Source organism: Alteromonas sp. KUL150 (assembly GCF_009811475.1).
Lineage (GTDB): Bacteria > Pseudomonadota > Gammaproteobacteria > Enterobacterales > Alteromonadaceae > Alteromonas > Alteromonas gracilis.
In genome coordinates, this window is sequence record NZ_BLIJ01000069.1 from 46818 (window position 1) to 66794 (window position 19977).

Below are 19977 nucleotides of genomic sequence, written 5' to 3' on the forward strand. Positions count from 1 at the left end.
ATTTACCTGTGTAGCGTATGTTTTAATTCACCTTTATGAAAGGTTTTATCAAAATTCTAATTGCTACATTAACTGTTTTTAGTGACAAGCGAAGTGTTGACATGTTCTGAAATATAGCCAACTACCGTATATTATTCCAGCAATTTCACGTAAATAAATGCTCAGACATTAGGCGAAGTTATTAAGAGAAGAAGTAAGGACTATTTACTGAAAAGGCGCTCCACTGTTCCACGCTATAAGAGAAAAAATGAAATGGAAAAAAGAAGCGCCTTTAAGATATTTGATTGCTTAATCTTTTTTATAATCGTCGTGACACGATTTACAGCTTGCGCCTATTTTTCCAATAGCACCGCGATACGCACTTTCATCGCCCGCTTTAACTGCCGCTTGTAAGCCTTGTGCTGCAGTTTTAAGCGCCATCACTTTTGTTTCAACATCTGAGAAATTGTCCCAAATTGTATCTTTCGCACCGGTTTCAACGTCAAACTTACGTGTATCAACGGAAAGGTAATCACCCATCATATCAGCAAGCTGCTCTAGACGTACTGCGTTGGTTTCCATAACGCTTTCATCAAACGGTAGCGCGCCTTTTGCCATTCCACCAAGCGGCCCCATATTGCTGCGTACCAGCTGAAACACTGCTTGACGGTACTGCGTAGCCGCTTTAGCGTGTTTTTCTGAAGACGCCTCTGTCACATCAGCTGCTACTGATGTTGACACTACCACACCCGCCGTTGCCACAGCGATAATCGCTTTATTGAAAAATTTCATGCCTGTTCCCTTTGTTTGAGTTGGTTATATCTACAAAATTCGTATGCAAATATCTAATCTTTTACTTATAAGTCTATCGTGACGAATAGTTTGTGCCAGCGCAAGAAATATAACGGTGAATTGACGTAGTGGAGAGATTAATCCCAATCTAAGACACATAAAGAACATCTGCAAAGTCCCACCACAGCGAAGTTTCGGACAGACACTTCCCCATTAAATCGAAGGACAGTTTCGGACAGTCATTCAGACAGTTTCGGACAGTCATTCAAATTTGCTCGCAACAAAGTTTTAGCTTGGTGCAGCGCAGTTCTGGACAGACACTTACCCATCAAATCGAAGGGCAGTTTCGGACAGTCATTCGTATTTGCTCGCAACAAAATTTTAGCTTGGTGAACGACTTTGTAGGCATAAAAAAGCCCTCTGAATGAGGGCTTTAAAATAGAACCAATGATAATCGCATATCTAATTAGTTAGTTAAGTCATCAAAGAATTTTTTGACGCCGTCGAAGAAGCCTTGCGCTTTAGGGCTGTGCTTGCTTGACGCTTTGCCCATAGACTCTTCTAACTCTTGCAATAGCTCTTTTTGGCGCGATGACAAGTTTACTGGCGTTTCAACCACAACTTTACACATTAAGTCGCCCATGGCGCCGCTTCGAACAGACTTAACGCCTTTGCCGCGTAAACGGAACATACGGCCAGTCTGCGTTTCGGCGCTAATCTTCAGCTTCACCTTACCATCTAACGTTGGTACTTCTAGCTCACCGCCTAGTGCAGCTGTCGTAAAGCTTAAAGGAACTTCGCAGTATAGGTTGTTGCCGTCGCGCTTAAAGATCTCATGCTCACGCACGTGAACCTGAACGTACAAGTCGCCTGCCGGCGCACCGTTTTCACCCGCTTCGCCTTCACCAGAAAGACGGATACGGTCGCCTGTGTCTACGCCTGCTGGAATCTTAACGTTAAGGGTTTTGGTCTTTTCTTTACGACCATGACCGTGACAGCTGTTACAAGGGTCTTCAATAATCTTGCCCTTGCCCGAACATGTCGGACAGGTTTGCTGCACAGCAAAGAAACCTTGGCGCATTTGAACTTGGCCGTTGCCATGACAGGTTGGACAGGTCTTAGGTGAAGAGCCTTTTTTCGCACCAGAGCCATCGCACACGTCACACTCAACCAAAGTCGGTACGCGAATATCTACGCTCTTACCGCGAACCGCTTCTTCAAGACTTAGTTCTAAGTTATAGCGAAGGTCTGAACCTTGACGCGCGCGAGACTGACGTCCACCGCGACCGCCACCGCCAAAAATGTCGCCAAATACATCACCAAAAATATCGCCGAAGTCGGCACCACCACCGAAGCCGCCACCACCGCGGTTTGGATCAACACCCGCGTGGCCGTATTGGTCGTATGCAGCACGCTTCTGCGAATCTGACAGAATTTCGTAGGCTTCCTGGATTTCTTTAAATTTATCTTCCAGGCCTTTATCGCCTTGCGTACGGTCAGGGTGATACTTCATCGCGAGCTTTTTGTACGCTTTTTTAATTTCGCGTTCGCCTGCGCTTTTATCTACCCCGAGTACTTCGTAGTAGTCTCGTTTCGACATATCGTTTACATATCCTACTTTTTGTCGACAAGCTTATAATGCTTGTCGAATCTACATCTGACTGTTGTGAAAATAACCTGATTAAGTTCTCAATAACCCTAGGCTATTTACACCAAGTTATTTACACAACAAAGGCGCAACAAGAATGTCCTGTTGCGCCTGAACTGCTTACACAGCCCGGCGCGCCGGGCTAATCACAACAGTTTATTTTTTATCGTCGTCTTTCACTTCTTCAAATTCTGCGTCAACAACGTCGTCGTCAGCTTTACCAGAAGCTTGCTGCTCAGCACCTTCCGCGCCACCAGTTGCTGCTTGTTGAGCTTGCGCCGCTTCCATCAGCTTGCTAGACGCTTGAATAAGTTCTTGCGTTTTTGCTTCGATTTCTGCTTTGTCTTCGCCTTTAACTGCAGTTTCAAGTGCAGTAAGTGCTTCTTCAATTGGAGCTTTATCTTCTGCACTTAGTGCATCGCCAACTTCTTCAAGCTGTTTACGTGTGGCATGAACCATACCATCAGCTTGGTTACGCGCTTGAATTAGCTCTTCAAACTTCTTATCAGCTTCTTTATTCGCTTCCGCGTCAGCTACCATTTTTTCTACTTCTTCATCGCTTAGGCCTGAAGAAGCTTTGATAGTGATCTTCTGCTCTTTACCTGTGTCTTTATCTTTCGCAGACACGTGTAGGATACCGTCAGCATCTAGGTCGAAGGTTACTTCGATTTGCGGTACACCGCGCGCTGCTGGACGAATTCCTTCAAGGTTGAACTGACCAAGAGACTTGTTACCGCTTGACTGTTTACGCTCACCCTGTAGTACGTGTACTGTCACCGCAGACTGATTGTCTTCTGCCGTCGAGAAGGTTTGTGACTTCTTCGTTGGAATCGTCGTGTTTTTCTCGATTAGCGCAGTCATTACGCCACCCATTGTCTCGATACCTAGAGACAGAGGCGTAACGTCCAGAAGTAGTACATCTTTAACATCTCCAGAAAGTACACCACCTTGGATTGCTGCACCTACTGCTACCGCTTCATCAGGGTTAACGTCTTTGCGTGGCTCTTTGCCGAAGAACTCAGTTACATACTTCTGTACAAGCGGCATACGCGTTTGACCACCAACAAGGATGATGTCGTTGATGTCGCCTACAGATAGATCTGAGTCAGCTAGTGCTTGCTTAAGTGGGTTAAGCGAGTTCTTAACTAGATCTTCAACTAATGACTCAAGTTTTGCACGAGTAAGCTTAATCGCTAAGTGCTTAGGACCTGTTGCATCAGCAGTGATGTAAGGCAGGTTAACTTCAGTCTGTTGTGAAGAAGAAAGTTCAATCTTCGCTTTTTCACCGGCTTCTTTAAGACGCTGCATAGCAAGCGGGTCTTTACGAAGATCGATGCCTTGGTCTTTCTTAAACTCTTCAACCAAGTAATTAATAACACGGTTGTCGAAGTCTTCACCACCAAGGTGTGTGTCACCGTTAGTCGCTAATACTTCAAACGTGTGCTCGCCGTCTACTTCATCGATTTCGATGATAGAGATATCGAAGGTACCACCACCTAAATCGTAAACTGCAACAACGTTGTCGCCTTGCTTCTTGTCCATACCATAGGCAAGAGCAGCAGCAGTAGGCTCGTTGATGATACGCTTAACTTCCAGACCTGCGATGCGGCCCGCGTCTTTTGTTGCTTGACGCTGAGAATCGTTGAAGTAAGCAGGAACAGTAATAACTGCGCCAGTTACTTCTTCGCCAAGGTAGTCTTCAGCGGTCTTTTTCATTTTCTTAAGTACTTCAGCAGAAATCTGAGGAGGCGCCATTTTTTCGCCTTTTGCTTCTACCCACGCATCACCATTATCAGCACCTACAATTTTGAAAGGCATGATGTCGATGTCGCGCTGTACTTCTTTGTCTTGGAAGCGACGACCAATTAGACGCTTAATTGCGAATAAAGTGTTGGTCGGGTTAGTTACCGCCTGACGCTTCGCTGATTGACCTACAAGTGTTTCACCATCGTTTGTGTAAGCGATGATTGAAGGGGTTGTACGATCGCCTTCCGCGTTTTCAATTACGCGAGGTTTGTCGCCGTCTAGAACTGCGACACATGAATTCGTTGTACCTAAATCGATACCAATGATTCTACCCATTTCGTGTCTCCGAATGATTTTCTTAATACTGTACTTTTAGTGGGGTTATTCCCCGTATTTTCAATAGATGCCAGTAAAAAAACTGGCATTTTTGTGTGTTCGTCGCAAAAAGCGTTTTAGGCCTGCGTATCCACACCGCCGCTTGGCGCACGCGATACCATAACCATGGCAGGACGTAGCAAACGACCATTAATTTGATAACCTTTCTGCATAACCGCCATTACTGTATTTGGCTCGTGATCTGCACTTTCTTGCATAGACATGGCCTGATGTAAATCAGGGTTAAAGGTTTCGCCCTGCGGATTAATAAGGCTTAATCCAAATTTCTCAATAGTGCTTAAGAAAGTTTTGTGGGTCATTTCCACACCTTCTAATAGCGGCTTCACAGCTTCATTGTCACCATCGGTCATTTCGATGGCGCGCTCTAAGTTATCGATAACCGGAAGCAGTTCGCCAGCAAAACGTTCAAGCGCAAATTTACGAGCTTTTTCTACTTCGCCTTCAGCGCGACGACGTGCGTTATCAGCATCTGCGCGCGCTCGAAGTACACCATCCTGCTGTTCTTTAATGGTTGCTTGCGCCTCAGAAAGTGCGGTTTCTAGTTCGTAAATGCGCTGCGCATTTTCGTCTAGCTCCAAACCTTCTGTTTCTGATGCTTCTACCTGCGCTTCATCAGCATTAATTACAGTTTCATCTACTGTATTTTCTTGTTCTGCCTGCACGTCGCGATTATCGCTCATGCCTACCTCCAAACGTTTTTCTAAATTAGGCGATGCCCAATAACACTAAAATTACTGGGAATAACTTTGTTGCGCTTAGTTATGGGGCTAGTTTTAAGGTGATCAAGGGTATCCACACATTTTTTGTGGATGATTTTTTAAAATCTTTGAAAGTGACGCTTTAGGTCTAGTAAATCGTGATTCATAAATGAAGATGTGACGCCTGTAAATTCCATGTTAATGTAAACTATTAAAAAAACGCCCTTTATCGCACGATAATAAATGCGTGCAGCTACACGGACTATCTATTACACGGAATACCTATGCTGAGTATCTGGACGGTTGGCACTATTGTCGGTTTTTACCTTCTCGCGCTTTTCGCTTTAGCATTTTGGGGCGACAGGCATTTACGCGATAATCGGCAGCACCCTGTGCTTTATAGCCTAGGACTTGGCGTACACTGTACATCTTGGGCTTTTTTCGGCACCACGTCGCAGGCTGCCCAATATGGCTGGGCAGTTATTCCCACCTATTTAGGCATTATGCTCACCATGGCATTTGCCTTTCCTGTAGTGCTTCATATAAGTCGATTATGTCAGCAGCACAACATTAGTTCGCTAGCAGACCTCATCTCACTCAAGTACCAACACTCTCATCTAATCGCCGCACTTATCACGTTGCTATGCTTTTTTGGTGTTGTGCCCTATATAGCATTGCAGTTAGACGCCATTACGAAATCAATAAATTTGCTTACCGCAGAGCCACAATCAAGCACACCTTGGTTGAGTATTTACGTAGCAAGTTTACTGGCCATATTTGCCATAACTTTTGGTACGCGTACGCTAAACTTGACGGAAAAGCATCCTGGATTACTTCTAACCATTGCTTTCGAGTCGGTGATAAAGCTTGTGGCGCTTTTGGCAGTAGGCGTTTTTGTTTGCTTCTTTTTATTCGATGGCGTCTTAGATTTAGTTTCTAACGCCTCGTCAAATGACAGTGCCAGGGATGTCATTTACGCTGATAGCGCACCCTGGGTTTATGCATCACATGTAGTTCTTGGCGTTTGTTCCATGTTCGTACTACCTAGGCAGTTTCATATGAATTTTGTCGAGCAAAACGGTGAGAGCGAGCTTCGTACTGCAAGGTGGTTGTTCCCACTCTATCTACTCGGTATGACGTTGTTTGTTATCCCCATCGCCCTTGCCGGCAAAATGCTGCTTCCATCAACAACAAGTTCAGATGCCTACGTACTTGCCCTGCCCCTATCGACCGACAACATTGCTCTTTCCGGCTTTGCTTTTATTGGGGGGTTATCGGCTACCACCAGCATGGTAATTGTAGCTACCTTAGCCCTAGGGATCATGATTTCCAATAATGTGGTCACGCCACTTTGGCTAAAGGCGCGACTGAAAACATCACCTAACCGCTCTATGGAGCCGAGCAACATTCTTTCAATCCGGCGGCTTACCGTTTTAATCGTACTTAGCATCGCACTGTGGTATCACTTAAATATTAGCCAAGCTGCGCCTTTGGTGAAAAGCGGCGTAATTGCCATTGCTTTATTGGGGCAATCTATGCCTGCACTTATGTTTGGTATTTACTGGCAACGGAGTACGAAAGCTGCAGCTATTTGCGCATTGGTAGTAGGCTTTATTTGTTGGGCTGTATTTCTGCTCTACCCCAGTTTAATGTCTAGCTACTATTTTAACCCAGTACCTACTGACCAAGCTTTAGGCCTTGGATTTGCTTATTCATTAATGGCCAACTGCATAACCTTTATTGCAGTAGCGCTGATCACATCAAAACGAGGCGCTAACGAGAATAATGTAGAAACACCACATGACGGTGCTCCTCATCTACTGGTAAAAGTCCGTGACTTAATAGCGCTTACCGAGCGTGTTCTCGATACCGGTACTCACAGTCAACTTGTGCAGCAACTTTCTGTGGATGTTAACCGCGCCGCAAGCAGCGGATATGCCAGTCAGGCTCTTATTAACAGAGTGAACAAACTCCTTGCCGCCCAGGTAGGAGCACCGAGTGCGCGAATATTATTGGGCGCGATAGCTGATACCGGCAGTGATAGCTTGCCTGAACTGGTTGATTGGGTAGAAGAAGCGTCCCAATCGTTTCAATTCAACCATGAAGTACTTCAATCGTCTGTGCAAAATATCGAGCAAGGTATAAGTGTACTTGATGACAAACTACAGTTGCTGGCATGGAATGACAGATACGTAGAGCTTTTTGCCTATCCCAAGGGATTTCTCAAAGCAGGCATGTCTATCACTGAAATACTCAACTTCAACGCCAAGCGAGGGTTATTCAGCCCCTCATCTATTAATAAACGGGTGAGCTATATGCGTGAGGGTACCCGCCACAAGCATATTCGCAAGCAGCCTGACGGAAAAGTTATAGAGCTAAATGGTGCCCCGCTTCCTGGCGGCGGCTATGTAACCACTTATAGCGATATTACTGAGTACATGGCAATACAAAAAGAACTAGAAAGCGCAAAAGAAGACTTAGAAGAAAGGGTTGCGCTACGCACTGCCGAATTAGAAGACGCAAAAAGCCAAGCTGATAAAGCTAATGAGAGTAAAACCAAATTTTTGGCAGCGGCCGGGCACGACCTCATGCAGCCCTTCAATGCCGCAACACTGTTTGCCAGTATGCTAAGTAAAAAAACGCAAGGCAGCGAGCTGGCTGTGCTATCAGAGGGCGTCGTAAATTCGCTGGATAATGCGCAATGTTTACTTTCGATGCTGCTTGATATTACCAAGTTAGATGCTGGTGTATTAACACCGCAAAAGACCATATTCCCTATCGACGACATGCTGTCTTCGTTAGTTCAGGAGTTTAGCGTGATTGCTAATCAAAAAAGTGTTGCGCTCAGGTATGTTAAAAGCGACGTGTATGTGTACTCAGATAAAACTTTGCTGCGTCGAGTAATACAAAACTTGCTGTCTAATGCTGTACGGTATACTACGAAGGGCTCTGTTTTAGTTGGGGTCAGGCGCAGTGACTTAGCATATACAAAACGTGCAATAAAGCTTTGTGTTTACGATACGGGTTCAGGGATCGCTGAGCATCATCAGCAAGAGATTTTCAGTGAGTTTCACCAACTCGATAGCAATAATAAAGGTGAAGGGATCGGGTTGGGCCTCACCATTGTCGATAAGATATGCAGATTGCTAGAACATGAAGTGGCGCTTTTATCATCGCCAAATAAAGGTAGTTGTTTTAGCGTTACTGTACCTAGAGTGCATCACCCCCAGAAGAACCCATCTCCCGGTGGAGCGCAAACGCCTTGCCTTCGTAACTTTTCGATTAATGCTAACAACCATGGCTTAGCAAGTAGCACTGAAGATAATACGCACGTAGTTTCTGGTGCAGAAAATGAGGAAAGTAGCCTAGCGGACGTTAAAGCTAAAACGATAGACGCGCACCCGCGCGTTGATCATGCGGGCCTAGTTCAGCCATATTCTTTTAGTACCGTGAAAAGAAGTTCTGAACTATTTTTAGCTGACACCCACTTTCTTCTTGTTGAAAATGATGAGCAAGTAGCAAATGCAATGTGCACACTCCTTAAGGATTGGGGAGCAAGAACAACATTAATCACTTGCAGAAAAGATGTCTTGAACCTTGCACAAAAACACTATGACGCACTTATTGCCGACTATCATCTGAACTTTGGGGAAACCGGTTTTGATGTGGCAACATCATTGTCTCGCGCCGAAGTGAGCTTTGCATTAAAGGTATTGGTTACCGCAAATAGAAGCAACGAAATAAGAGAAGAAGCAACAGCTCATCAATTTAACTATCTGCCTAAACCCTTAAAGCCAGCGGCACTGAAGCGACTACTAAAACAGTCTCTTACTCGTGAGCACTGGTAGATTACCGGGCTAAAAACGCAGAGCGATGGGGTTGATTATGTCTAGAGACATTGGCTACTCAATAAAAGGGTTTACTAAACGATGTCGTTTGCCGTAGTTTTTATAAGTAGCCAAACGTTTGTCTTTAGCTTTAGCTTTAGCTTTAGCTTTAGCTTTAGCTTTAGCTTTAGCTATTGAGGCAAGTCAATGTGAAGTTTTCCGTAGCGATAATCCAATGTCACAATAAAATCTTTTAGCAGGTCATAACCAATTAGCCCAACCACTCGCTTGCCACCGATTCGACTGCCCGTTCTCTCGTACTGACTTTCTAAGTTAGTGGTTTGCCCTTCTGCGGGAAAGCTTACTTTAACGTCACTAATTTCAAACGGTCCAAATTTTACTACATCAGACATAGCAAATTCGTTCACGCCTGAGCTATTTGCACCAAATGATGTACTCGCCCCTTCTACTTTTTCAAGCAACCCCGCTTTTGATGCAGCGCGACGGTCAATAAGGATCGTACCAGCGTTTCCTGTATCTATTAGAAGCCATAGGGATACACCGTTAATATCCACCTGCGCAATGGGCATACCTGACCCTTTTTGTGTGGTTGCAGGCACGTTTGCTACCTCACTCATATCGACCGAATCTCGGGTCACAAGGCGAATTTTTCTTTGTGGGTAGTCTAGTTGAACAACGAAACTATTGAAAAAGCCGGCCCCTAGAAGTAAACCATTTGAATGATGGCCAAGGTTTGTTTCCACTAATGAATCTAACTCAAAAGTAGTACCAAAAATTTCAACATCGACATTGTTATAGGCTGTTCTTTTTTCAACGCCGTAAACACCTCTTACATTTACAGGTCGGCCTTTATGTAAGTCTAAATTGTGCTTTCCAATAAACGCGCGATTAATGCTATTTATTTGCGCTCCAGAATCCAGCATTACCCGCGATTCTATACCCTCAATGGTAATTGGAAGAAATACATGGCCGTTGTCTAACGTAAAATCAGTCCACTGCGTAACAGCACTGAATGCATTGTGAGAGGTAACGAGAAAAGTAATAAAGAATAGAAAATGCTTCATAATATCCCTTTGTATTTTTATATTTTATTCCTTCGTCATTACGTTATCACAAGAATAAAAATAGGTCGAATTTACACTGTCCCCATTTTTAAATTTTGAGAATCATCGAGAAAGAGGCTCTCGAAAATAAGCTTAGCTAAAGCGGTTATAGTACATTCAGCTAACACCTCATTTTATCGAGGCTTTAACTACGTGAAAGCCACACACTCTTAATTCAAATGCATTGCATTTTTAAACGCTATGCCAGCCTTGGTTCTATTGATCACGCCAAGCTTTCTTAACACGGCTGACACGTGTTGTTTAACAGTGGACTCTGAAATTGCTAGCTCGTAGGCAATCTGCTTATTAAGCAAACCGTCTGAAACCATGCGAAGTACTTTAAGCTGATGAGGCGTGAGTTGCTTCAATCGTCGAGTAAAATCATCGTCGCCGCTACTACTATTATCATCAAGACCCGCGGACGTATTCAGCCCGCCTGATGACATTTGTGATGTGGCAGGAACCCAAGTCTCACCATCAAGTACGGTATTAACCGCGTCAATAATGCAATCGACAGAAGCTGACTTAGGAATAAAACCGCTTGCACCTAGCGCAAACGACTTAGCCATAACATCGCAATCTTCCTGCGCAGTAACCACAACAACCAGCACGTCGGGATGTAACGCATGCACCTCGGCAAGGCCATTTAATCCTTCGTTGCCAGGCATGGTAAGGTCTAGGAAAAGTATATCAATATCGTTATTTGACGATAAACAGTTAAGGGTATCAGGAAAGGTGGACGTTTCTACAAGCGAAATGTGATCGATGCTATTAAGCGCATGACACATTGCGGCCCTGAACAACGGATGATCGTCAGCAATCAGGATTTTTACAGACATAATGCTATCAACTTGTAACTACCTTGTTAATTTGCATACTACCACGCCAGTGAAAAAAGTTAACGTTATTGCTTAGGTAAAACTCGCATGACATGAGCATCTCTGCGTTAAGAGCTACAGCAAGCATGCCTAGGCACTTAGGCCTAGACATAGCAAGTGAATCTAAATAGTTCTCTACCTAGAATCTATAGCCAACCGTCAAGTGCACCGTGCGCGGGTCGCCATAGTAACCAATAAGCGTAGTGTCACCGCCTAAGCCGGGACCAAAGTTACCTTCGCCATCTTGAGTGACAAAGTCGTAACCACCAACCAGATATTCTTCATCGGTCAGATTCTTAACGTGTAATCCGGCATACCAGTCGCCTTCAACACTTTCCCAGCGGGCGCTTAAGTTCACCATGCCGTAGGCATCTTGCTGAATTAGGTCGCTGGTTTCAAAGATAAGGTAGTCATCGCGATAATAATAGTTGGCGTTGAACGTAACATCCCCAAAGCTTGTTTCCAGTAAGTAGTTGGCATTGAAATTAAACGTATTTTCCGGCGTGCTTGCCAAACCGATAAGTGGAGGAATGGCGTTATTTTTCTTAATCTCAAAGTCGATATAGCCATAGGCAACATCAAACTGTAGGTTATCTGACGCTACCCATGTCATTTCTAATTCTGCACCTTTTGCCGCAGTTTCCGCCGCATTGCGTAAGCGCTGATCAAGAGCAGTAGGGTCAGACAAATCTCCCTCAACACCTATGTATTGACGGTCCTTATGATCATAGGAGAACAAGGTTACGTTCAGGCGAAGCGCATCAGTTAGGTCACTTTTAACGCCCAGTTCAAAGCTATCTACTACCTCTGGTTCAACACCAGGCTCATTAATTTGAGCGCGTGGGTTAAATGTGCCAGATTTAAAGCCTTGGGAATAGCTGGCAAAGAACATAGTATTTCGGTTCATCTGGTATTCTACGCCCACTCGCGGCGTGAATCGCGACCAGCTTTCCACCGCAGGCGCATCAAGTACATCATCACCGTTAGTATCTGTACCAAGTACTTGAGGGACAAGCTGCCCATCAGGACGAACATAACCGTCAATCCAATCGGTATAAGGATACACGTTGTCAAACACCAAGCCGTTATTTACGAAGGCTGACTTTTCTTCATCAGTAAAGCGAGCACCTAAAGAAAGCGATAGCTTGTCGGTAACGTCATAGCTCATTTGCGCATAAGCGGCCCAGCTTTCTGAGTTGTTGCAACCGGTCACTTCCCTGGTTAATCCTGGCGCTCCTAATGATTGACCGAGCACACCTAGGATTGCGTCAAAGTTTCCGCAGCTTTCACCGTCATAGAAATATAATCCCGACACAAGACTAAAAGTATCTCCAATATAGTTTGCTTGAAGCTCGTGGGTATCATTGCTGTCATCATATTCTGCGGGCACGTCAAAGATGGGCAACGGCGTGTTGTCAAAATCGATATTGGTAGGTGAATAACTTTCTCGATGTGAGCCAATATACTTAAGCTCTAAGTTGTCATTCACGTTATAGCGCGCTAACCAGTTATACCCTTCTAGCTCAACTTTATTCCACGTCGGTAGACTGGTATACGAGTCGTACACTGAATCCGGCACAGGTGCATCGGTTAAGATACTTGGGATTAAGCGGTAGCCTCCTTTTGCATTAGACGTGTCTTCTGTTTTGTCCCATCCGATTCGGAAAAATAAATCTTCGCTAGGGTGAATTTCAAGAGATACTCTCGCTGCCCACAAATCTTTGTTGTAGTTTTCTTTATCTTGATTTGGCAGTGCGCTGATCAGGTATTCGCCGAAACCATCGCGGTTCAAGTTAGCATATCCCACGCCGAGATAAACCGTATCCTCGATAAGAGGAATTTGACCGGTAACTTTAATATCACGCTGACTATAGCTGCCTACCGTCGCCTCTACATTCATCTGAGTGTCGCCGGTCATCTCTTTGGTCACATACTTTACTGCACCACCGATTGTATTTTTACCGTATAGCGTACCTTGAGGACCGCGCAATACTTCAATTCTTTGCACATCTAACAGGTCAAGTACCGCACCTTGAGGACGCGCAATATAGACGTCATCAACGTAAATCCCAACCCCTGGTTCATAGCCCCATAGCGGATCTTGCTGGCCTAAGCCACGAATAAAAGCAGTAAGCGTTGAATTCGTTCCGCGGCTTGTTTGCAGTGTGGTATTCGGAGAAAACTGCTGGATTTCGGTTAGCACGCTGATGCCTTTTTCGCCAAGCTCAACGGCGCCAATGGACGTGATCGCAACCGGTGTTTCTTGAAGCGACTCCACGGTTCTTCGCGCTGTGACTTCGATGCGTTCTAACTTACCTTTCTCTGCATCCTGATCACTTGTCGGCGATTGATTTTCTTGTGCAAACGCTGGCGTAGAGCAAAGTACGCCGGCGACTGCAAGAGCACAGAGGCTACGAGCGGGCCTGTTAGCCACAGCGCATGTATTTGATTTTCTTTTGTAGGATGAAACCCAATTTAGTGTGTGTGTTGATTTAGACATAGTGAGTCCTTGTTGTTCTAAGTTCTGATCACTGCCGGATGTATTGCCTACGGTCAAAATCACTTTAGTTAATTAATTGTTAATAGTATGTAGTACCATCGTACTATGGGATTTTGGTAAAAGTAACGTCAAACTCTGGGTCTGTTATGAATGCTTTTTATCTGATTTGTATACACTTTGCGGTTTTGAGTGTGTGCAAATCACTAATCGACTTAACTGTTTCGGATCATCTGCGGTCACAGATTTTTAAGGAATAATAATTATGTTAAGTATGATTGGCTTGGTAGGCGGTCTGTTGTTGCTTATTGTTTTGACAATACGCGGAATGAACCTGTTTATCGCTGCCCCCTTGTGTGCCCTCGTCGTCGCTGTAACCAACAACATTGGGGTATTCACCGGTGACGTAAATTTTGTTGAGACCTATATGAGTGGGTTCTCAGGCTTTATCGCCTCTTGGTTTTTTATGTTTTTACTGGGTGCTCTGTTTGGTAAATTCATGGAGGACACTGGGGCCGCCGATGCGGTATCTCGCTGGATCATCACGAAGATTGGCTATAAGCGCGCCGTTTTAGCTGTTGTGCTCGCTTGCGCTATTTTAACTTATGGTGGCGTCAGCGTTTTCGTGGTGGCATTCTCTGTTTATCCTATGGCCGTAAGCTTGTTTAAAGATGCCAACTTACCCCGTCGCTTTATTCCTGCGGCTATGGCCTTCGGATCGGTGACTTTCACCATGACCTCTGCGGGCTCACCTGAAATCCAAAACTGGATCCCTATAAAGTACTTGGGTACTTCACCCTTTGCAGCGTGGGAAGTTAGTCTGATTGTCGCTATGTTTATGGCATGTTTTGGCTATTGGTGGCTTGCTAAAATGATAAGAAAGGCCGTGAACAATGGCGAGGTTTTCGAAGCTAGAGCAAGTGATCCGCAACTGCGTGAAAGAGCCCTGCCTCACCCACTTACCGGTATTGTCCCACTGGTTGTGGTGTTAGTTATTTCTTTTTTATTTCATGAAGAACTCGCGCAACTGGCGCTTATTCTTGCATTAGGCGGTGGCGTATTGTGTTTGTTAACTATTAATTTCAAGCATTTTCAGAGTCTACCAATGGCCATTAACGCAGGCACAACGGGCGCGCTTATTGCGATAGGTAATACTGCAGCAGTTGTAGGTTTTGGCTCAATTGCAAAGAACACTGACGCGTTTCAAACCACCGTTGCATTAATGACGCAAATTCCTGGAAACGAGCTAATTGGCGCCGCCATCGCTGTTAGTGTTATTGCTGGCTTAACCGGCAGCGCATCTGGTGGACAGGCCATCGCCCTTCCCTTAGTGGCACCTCATTATCTTGACCAAGGCGTTGAGCCTGAACAGTTACACAGAATTGTTTCTATATCGTCAGGTGCGTTAGATTCGCTACCCCATAATGGTTACGTCGTAACTACCATACGTGCGATATGTCATGAAACCCATCAGGCCGCCTATTGGGCCGTTGGCGCGCTGACTGTAGTAGTACCGGTTATTGGCCTTGCCATGGCCATTGGTCTGTTTAGCGTTTTGTAGGGTGGCATAAACGTTATGAAAAAAACAAACACTGGATATGCTGCGCTATGCAACAGACGCAAAAAAGGAAAGGTTCTATGAGTGCCAATAGTCGGTGTGTAAAAAATATAGCTCAACTTGCCATGAGGCTCTTATCGATTAATAGCAAGTTTCAAAGACTTTCGATTTTGCCATTTATGATGGAGTTAACAGACCGTTTTTCTATAAAACAACATGCTACTTCTAGTAGAAAATTGAACCTAAGACTTTCTTTAGGTTTTTGTTTAGTTTTGTCTTTAGTAACCGTGCTAAGTTCTCCGTCGCTTGCTAATGAAGCGAAGAATACCGGAAAACCAGGAGCGGCACCTTCATCTCCGTTGGTAGTAAAAAAGCAGGTATTTGAAATGCCACTTTTTAAAACGTTTGGTGGCCAGCATATAAAAGATGTGAAGGTCGGCTGGGAAGCGTACGGAAAGTTAAATGAGGATAAAAGTAACGTTATTCTTATCACACATTATTTTTCAGGTTCATCCCATGCAGCTGGAAAATACAATCCCGATGATGCTGCTACAGGATATTGGGACAGCATCATTGGTCCAGGAAAAGCAATAGATACGGACCGCTTTTACGTTGTCAGTGTAGATACATTGGCCAATTTAAACGCTTATGACCCTAACGTTATTACTACAGGGCCTGCTTCAATTAACCCAGATACAGGAAAGCCCTATGGTTTAGACTTCCCAGTGGTCACCATTCGAGATTTCGTTAACGTGCAGAAGGCGTTGCTTGAAAGCCTAGGCATTAGTAAGCTTTACGCCGTTATCGGGCCTTCTATGGGGTCGATGCAAGCCATTGATTGGGCAAGTACCTATCCCGACTGGGTTGAACGAATGATTTCTGTCATCGGGGCTGGACAAAGTGACGCCTGGACCACATCTGCCCTTGAGCACTGGGCTAATCCCATCAAGCTTGATAGCAAATGGAACGACGGTGCCTACACCGAAAACGATAGACCATTTAAAGGCTTGGTGGCCTCGCTTATGCTGATCACCCAACATGCGCTTACCCCAACATTTTTTAACGAGCAAGGCAGCAACCTAGGATATAAAAATATTGAATCTGCTCCGCTTGACGATATTCGACAGTCGCATAGCATTGTGAGATGGCTGCGTGAACGCGCTGAAGCCCGTGCAGAAAGTATGGATGCTAATCACCTTTTATACTTGGTTCGTGCCTGCCAACTATTTGTGGCAGGCCATGATAATAACCTTAAGCAAAGCCTTGCATCGATAAAAGCAAAAACACTTTTTATACCGGCAGAAACCGATTTACTTCTAATGCCTTATTTGTCACAAAATGCCCACCAAGGCTTACTCTCACAGAACAAGAATTCCACACTTTTAACACTAAACGGTAAGTTAGGACACTTAGAAGGCGTCAGTAACATTTCCGCTCAGGCAAAGGCCATTCGCCGATTTTTAGAGAATGAAAAGGAAGCAAATTTATGATGAAAAAACAATTTTATTTACGCCGGGCTCTGTGTCTTTCTTTTTTCAGTGCTAGCGCGCTTGCGTTCAGTGCTGCTTCAGTTGCTAACAACGATATTCCCAAGCTCGCACTCGATTTAGAAAATGTCACCGTGTCTGGCCTATCTTCTGGCGGGTATATGGCCACCCAATTCCAGTTAGCCCATAGCGACTGGGTGAAAGGCGTGGGCGTTATCGCCGGAGGTCCGTACTTCTGTGCTCAAGGAGACATAACCACTGCGCTAGCACAATGTGTCAATAAAGTTGAGGGCGAAATAGACATTAAAGCGCTAAACGAAAAAGCTAAACACTATGAGTCGGAAGGAAAAATCGCGCCGCTCAATAATATGAAAGATACGAAAGTTTGGCTTTTCCATGGCACCCAAGACACCAGAGTGGTCGCGAAAGTCAGCGACTTACTTTTTGAACAATACAAACTATGGACAGACACGCAAAACATTACATATATCAACGACAAGCCCATGGCGCATTTATTCCCAACAAAGGAAGAGGGCGTAAACTGCATGAAATCAGAAAGCCCTTTCATTGGTAACTGCGACTATGACGCCGCAGGCGCCCTGCTCTCTCACCTCATTGCAGACGTTACCACACCTGATGAATCACTTTCTGGGAAAATACATTCCATAGACCAGCAAAAAATAGCAGGGAGCAACGCAAAAACCTTAGCAAGCGAAGGCTTTGTGTATATACCAGAAAGCTGCGCACAAGGAGAGGCCTGTAAAGCACACATTAGTTTTCACGGCTGTAATCAATACGCAGACGCCGTTGGCGACGCCTACACAACTCAAACAGGGCTAAATGAGTGGGCCGATGACAACAATATCGTCGTACTTTATCCGCAAACTAAAAAATCGCTGTTTATGCCGCTAAACCCGCAAGGTTGTTGGGATTGGTGGGGCTACGCGTCCAGTGATTACGCTAACAGGGATGGCGCACAAATCGCCGCCGTTAAAGAGCTGCTATTTTCACTGAACACTCGTCTTCCTGTGAAGGACAATAAAGGAAACGCCGATGAGTAAGCGAACGATATTTATCACAGGTGGCGCCAGCGGTATTGGTTTCGGTATTGCTGAATCTATGATCAGACAAGGCCACCACGTTATTATTGCTGATATAAACGAACAGGCGGCTAAGGATGCCGTAACTAAGCTTGCCCATTTGGAAGGCTCGGCTAGTGCTATTGCCGTTGATGTTTGCGATGCTAAACAGGTGGCAGCACTACCTGACGCTCTAGGCAAATATACGGTTGATGTATTAATCAATAATGCGGGCATACAGCATGTATCTCGCCTTGAGGATTTTCCTGCGGATAAGTGGCAGCAGCTGATCAATATTATGCTGGTAGGCCCTGCTCTGCTGACCCAAGCCTTTTTACCAGCCATGCGCGAGCAAAATTATGGACGCATAATCAATATAGGTTCAATACATTCTCTTGTGGCTTCTCCTTTTAAATCCGCCTATGTAGCAGCCAAACACGGGCTTTTGGGGTTCGCAAAAACCATTGCTCTTGAAACCGGTGACTGTGACGTGACCATCAACACACTATGCCCCGCCTATGTAAAAACGCCGTTGGTAGAACAGCAAATTGCGGCCCAAGCAAAAGAAAATAATTTGAGCGAAGAAGAGGTAATAACAAAGATAATGTTAGAGCCCATGCCCAAAAAGCAATTCGTAAGTGTGGAAGAACTCGCAGATACAGCGAACTTCTTAATGTCGCCCAGTGCCCGCAATATAACCGGTCAAACCATGGTCCTTGACGGTGGTTGGACGGCAAGATAGGTGCGCAGTGCTGTTACGTACAGGCTTTAGAAGTGAAAAAGACTGTTCTGTGCAGTCTTTTTATTTAGCCTGATACGCTCTTTAAACTAACGTTATACTTCTCTAGTCCCACAACGAAATATAGATAGCTACCATTTCTTCAATGGTCGGTATACGCGGGTTATTTCCAGGTGATCCTGAGGCCAATGCTTGCTCAGCCATGGTGGAGGTTATCGTAAAGAACGCCTCTTTATCTATTCCAAAATCCTTCGGAGTTGGCACCTGGAGGTCGGCGTTAAGGGCCTTTAATTCACCAATTAATTTTTGATTAGCTAAGTCGTCTGAATCACCTTGTGTTGCTATTCCCATCGCGCGAGCACATTGTGCATAACGCACGGGAGCGCTAGGAATGGAAAATGCAGTAACAGCAGGCAATAACATAGCATTTGAAAGCCCATGGGGAACATGAAAGGCTGCGCCAATGGGGCGACTCATCCCATGCACCAGCGCCACTGATGCGTTGGAAAAGGCAATTCCCGCCAGCGTAGACCCCAACATCATGGCCTCACGGGCATTCTCGTTCTTACCATCTGCAAATACGGTACGTAAGTTCGGCGCAATTAGGGCCATGGCAGAGAGTGCCTGTGCGTCGCTGTATAGATTCGCTTTGCGACTCACATAAGCTTCAATAGCATGAGTGAGCGCATCTATACCAGTGTCTGCGGTTACTCGTTGAGGCAAACTCAAAGTAAGGGAAAAATCTATAAGTGCAGCAGTGGGCATAAACCCTGAGCCCACACACAACATTTTTTCACTTGTTTGTTCATCAGTGATGATAGTGAAGCGCGTCACCTCAGAGCCGGTGCCTGCCGTTGTGGGAATTGCGATTAAAGGAAGCCCTTCTTCGTTCACCACTCTGGGGAACTTATAGTCGCGCATCTCGCCACCGTATTTACCTAAGATACCAATTGCCTTAGCACTATCAATTGGACTGCCGCCGCCAAGCGCAATAATGCAGTCGTAAGGTTTGGCGCGCAAAGCCTCAACGCCGGCTGATATAGAGGCAACTGTCGGTTCAGGTACAGTATCAGAAAAAACATCAAGTGCTATGGAGTGCTCGGCTAAGTAGCTCGTTATCCGATCTGCATATCCCAGTTCAACCATCACGTTATCGGTAATAAGCAAAGGCTTAGAACAATTTAAGCTAGCCAACGTTTCCGTAATTTGCTTGCTAGCATCTTTGCCTATCTGCATCGTTCTTGGCAGTATAATTTGATGAGCCATGTTTCCCTCGCTGCAACTATTTGATGTGTGACTTACCGTAAAGCGAGTTACAAGATAAACAGAAATTGCTTCTTGCGCTTTTGCATTGCACGCTTAGACAGTATTTCTCTCAGCATACCTACCGCTGTACGCAAAGCAACAAACATGTGAAATTGATGTTAAAACAACGTCATTTTTGGATAGAACTACGACTATGTAAAAAGATAATGTGAACCTCCTTTTCCTAAAATTGAATGGTAAACTGTCACCACTTCTACTTTGGA

General features: G+C 45.0%; 13 protein-coding genes. 5 read left to right on the top strand and 8 right to left on the bottom strand.

Annotated features, from left to right (window positions below; translation table 11 throughout):
- Positions 1–288: 288 nt before the first annotated feature.
- The 4 genes from GVO62_RS16605 to grpE all read right to left on the bottom strand — a co-directional run bounded on the left by GVO62_RS16605 (position 289) and on the right by grpE (position 5241).
- Complete coding sequence (locus tag GVO62_RS16605) at positions 289–771, bottom strand: c-type cytochrome (RefSeq protein ID WP_159120202.1); 483 nt, start codon at positions 769–771, stop codon at positions 289–291.
- Positions 772–1237: 466 nt separating this feature from the next.
- Positions 1238–2371: a molecular chaperone DnaJ gene (gene dnaJ / locus GVO62_RS16610; protein WP_159120203.1), complete on the bottom strand. Its 1134-nt coding sequence runs from the start codon at positions 2369–2371 to the stop codon at positions 1238–1240.
- 204 nt (positions 2372–2575) lie between these two features.
- Positions 2576–4501, bottom strand: a complete 1926-nt coding sequence (gene dnaK, locus GVO62_RS16615) for a molecular chaperone DnaK (protein WP_159120204.1) — start codon at positions 4499–4501, stop codon at positions 2576–2578.
- Between the two features lie 116 nt (positions 4502–4617).
- The gene (grpE, locus tag GVO62_RS16620; protein WP_159120205.1) at positions 4618–5241 is read right to left on the bottom strand and encodes a nucleotide exchange factor GrpE; all 624 of its coding nucleotides are present in this window, start codon (positions 5239–5241) and stop codon (positions 4618–4620) included.
- Between the two features lie 302 nt (positions 5242–5543).
- On the opposite strand from grpE, the gene GVO62_RS16625 reads away from it, so the two are divergent.
- Positions 5544–9107 (top strand): PAS domain-containing hybrid sensor histidine kinase/response regulator, encoded by a 3564-nt coding sequence (locus GVO62_RS16625; RefSeq protein WP_159120206.1) that lies wholly within the window; start codon positions 5544–5546, stop codon positions 9105–9107.
- Between the two features lie 170 nt (positions 9108–9277).
- On the opposite strand, the gene GVO62_RS16630 is transcribed toward GVO62_RS16625, so the two are convergent.
- The 3 genes from GVO62_RS16630 to GVO62_RS16640 all read right to left on the bottom strand — a co-directional run bounded on the left by GVO62_RS16630 (position 9278) and on the right by GVO62_RS16640 (position 13588).
- Positions 9278–10171: an aspartyl protease family protein gene (locus GVO62_RS16630; protein WP_159120207.1), complete on the bottom strand. Its 894-nt coding sequence runs from the start codon at positions 10169–10171 to the stop codon at positions 9278–9280.
- A 209-nt stretch (positions 10172–10380) separates the two neighbouring features.
- The gene (locus GVO62_RS16635; protein ID WP_159120208.1) at positions 10381–11049 is read right to left on the bottom strand and encodes a response regulator transcription factor; all 669 of its coding nucleotides are present in this window, start codon (positions 11047–11049) and stop codon (positions 10381–10383) included.
- Between the two features lie 178 nt (positions 11050–11227).
- On the bottom strand, positions 11228–13588 hold the full coding sequence (locus GVO62_RS16640; RefSeq protein ID WP_159120209.1) for a TonB-dependent receptor: 2361 nt from the start codon (positions 13586–13588) through the stop codon (positions 11228–11230).
- Between the two features lie 262 nt (positions 13589–13850).
- On the opposite strand from GVO62_RS16640, the gene GVO62_RS16645 reads away from it, so the two are divergent.
- From GVO62_RS16645 to GVO62_RS16660, 4 genes are all read left to right on the top strand, one after another.
- The gene (locus GVO62_RS16645; RefSeq protein ID WP_159120210.1) at positions 13851–15146 is read left to right on the top strand and encodes a GntP family permease; all 1296 of its coding nucleotides are present in this window, start codon (positions 13851–13853) and stop codon (positions 15144–15146) included.
- A gap of 176 nt (positions 15147–15322) precedes the next feature.
- Positions 15323–16633, top strand: a complete 1311-nt coding sequence (locus GVO62_RS16650) for an E22 family MetX-like putative esterase (RefSeq protein ID WP_373996027.1) — start codon at positions 15323–15325, stop codon at positions 16631–16633.
- The gene (locus GVO62_RS16655) at positions 16633–17691 is read left to right on the top strand and encodes an extracellular catalytic domain type 2 short-chain-length polyhydroxyalkanoate depolymerase (RefSeq protein ID WP_373996028.1); all 1059 of its coding nucleotides are present in this window, start codon (positions 16633–16635) and stop codon (positions 17689–17691) included. Before GVO62_RS16650 ends, GVO62_RS16655 begins: the two co-directional genes overlap by 1 nt.
- A complete protein-coding gene (locus GVO62_RS16660; RefSeq protein ID WP_105931991.1) occupies positions 17684–18451 on the top strand; it encodes a 3-hydroxybutyrate dehydrogenase in 768 nt (255 codons plus the stop codon). The genes GVO62_RS16655 and GVO62_RS16660 overlap by 8 nt, the downstream gene beginning before the upstream one ends.
- A gap of 102 nt (positions 18452–18553) precedes the next feature.
- On the opposite strand, the gene GVO62_RS16665 is transcribed toward GVO62_RS16660, so the two are convergent.
- Positions 18554–19714: an iron-containing alcohol dehydrogenase gene (locus GVO62_RS16665; RefSeq protein ID WP_159120212.1), complete on the bottom strand. Its 1161-nt coding sequence runs from the start codon at positions 19712–19714 to the stop codon at positions 18554–18556.
- Positions 19715–19977: the final 263 nt, after the last annotated feature.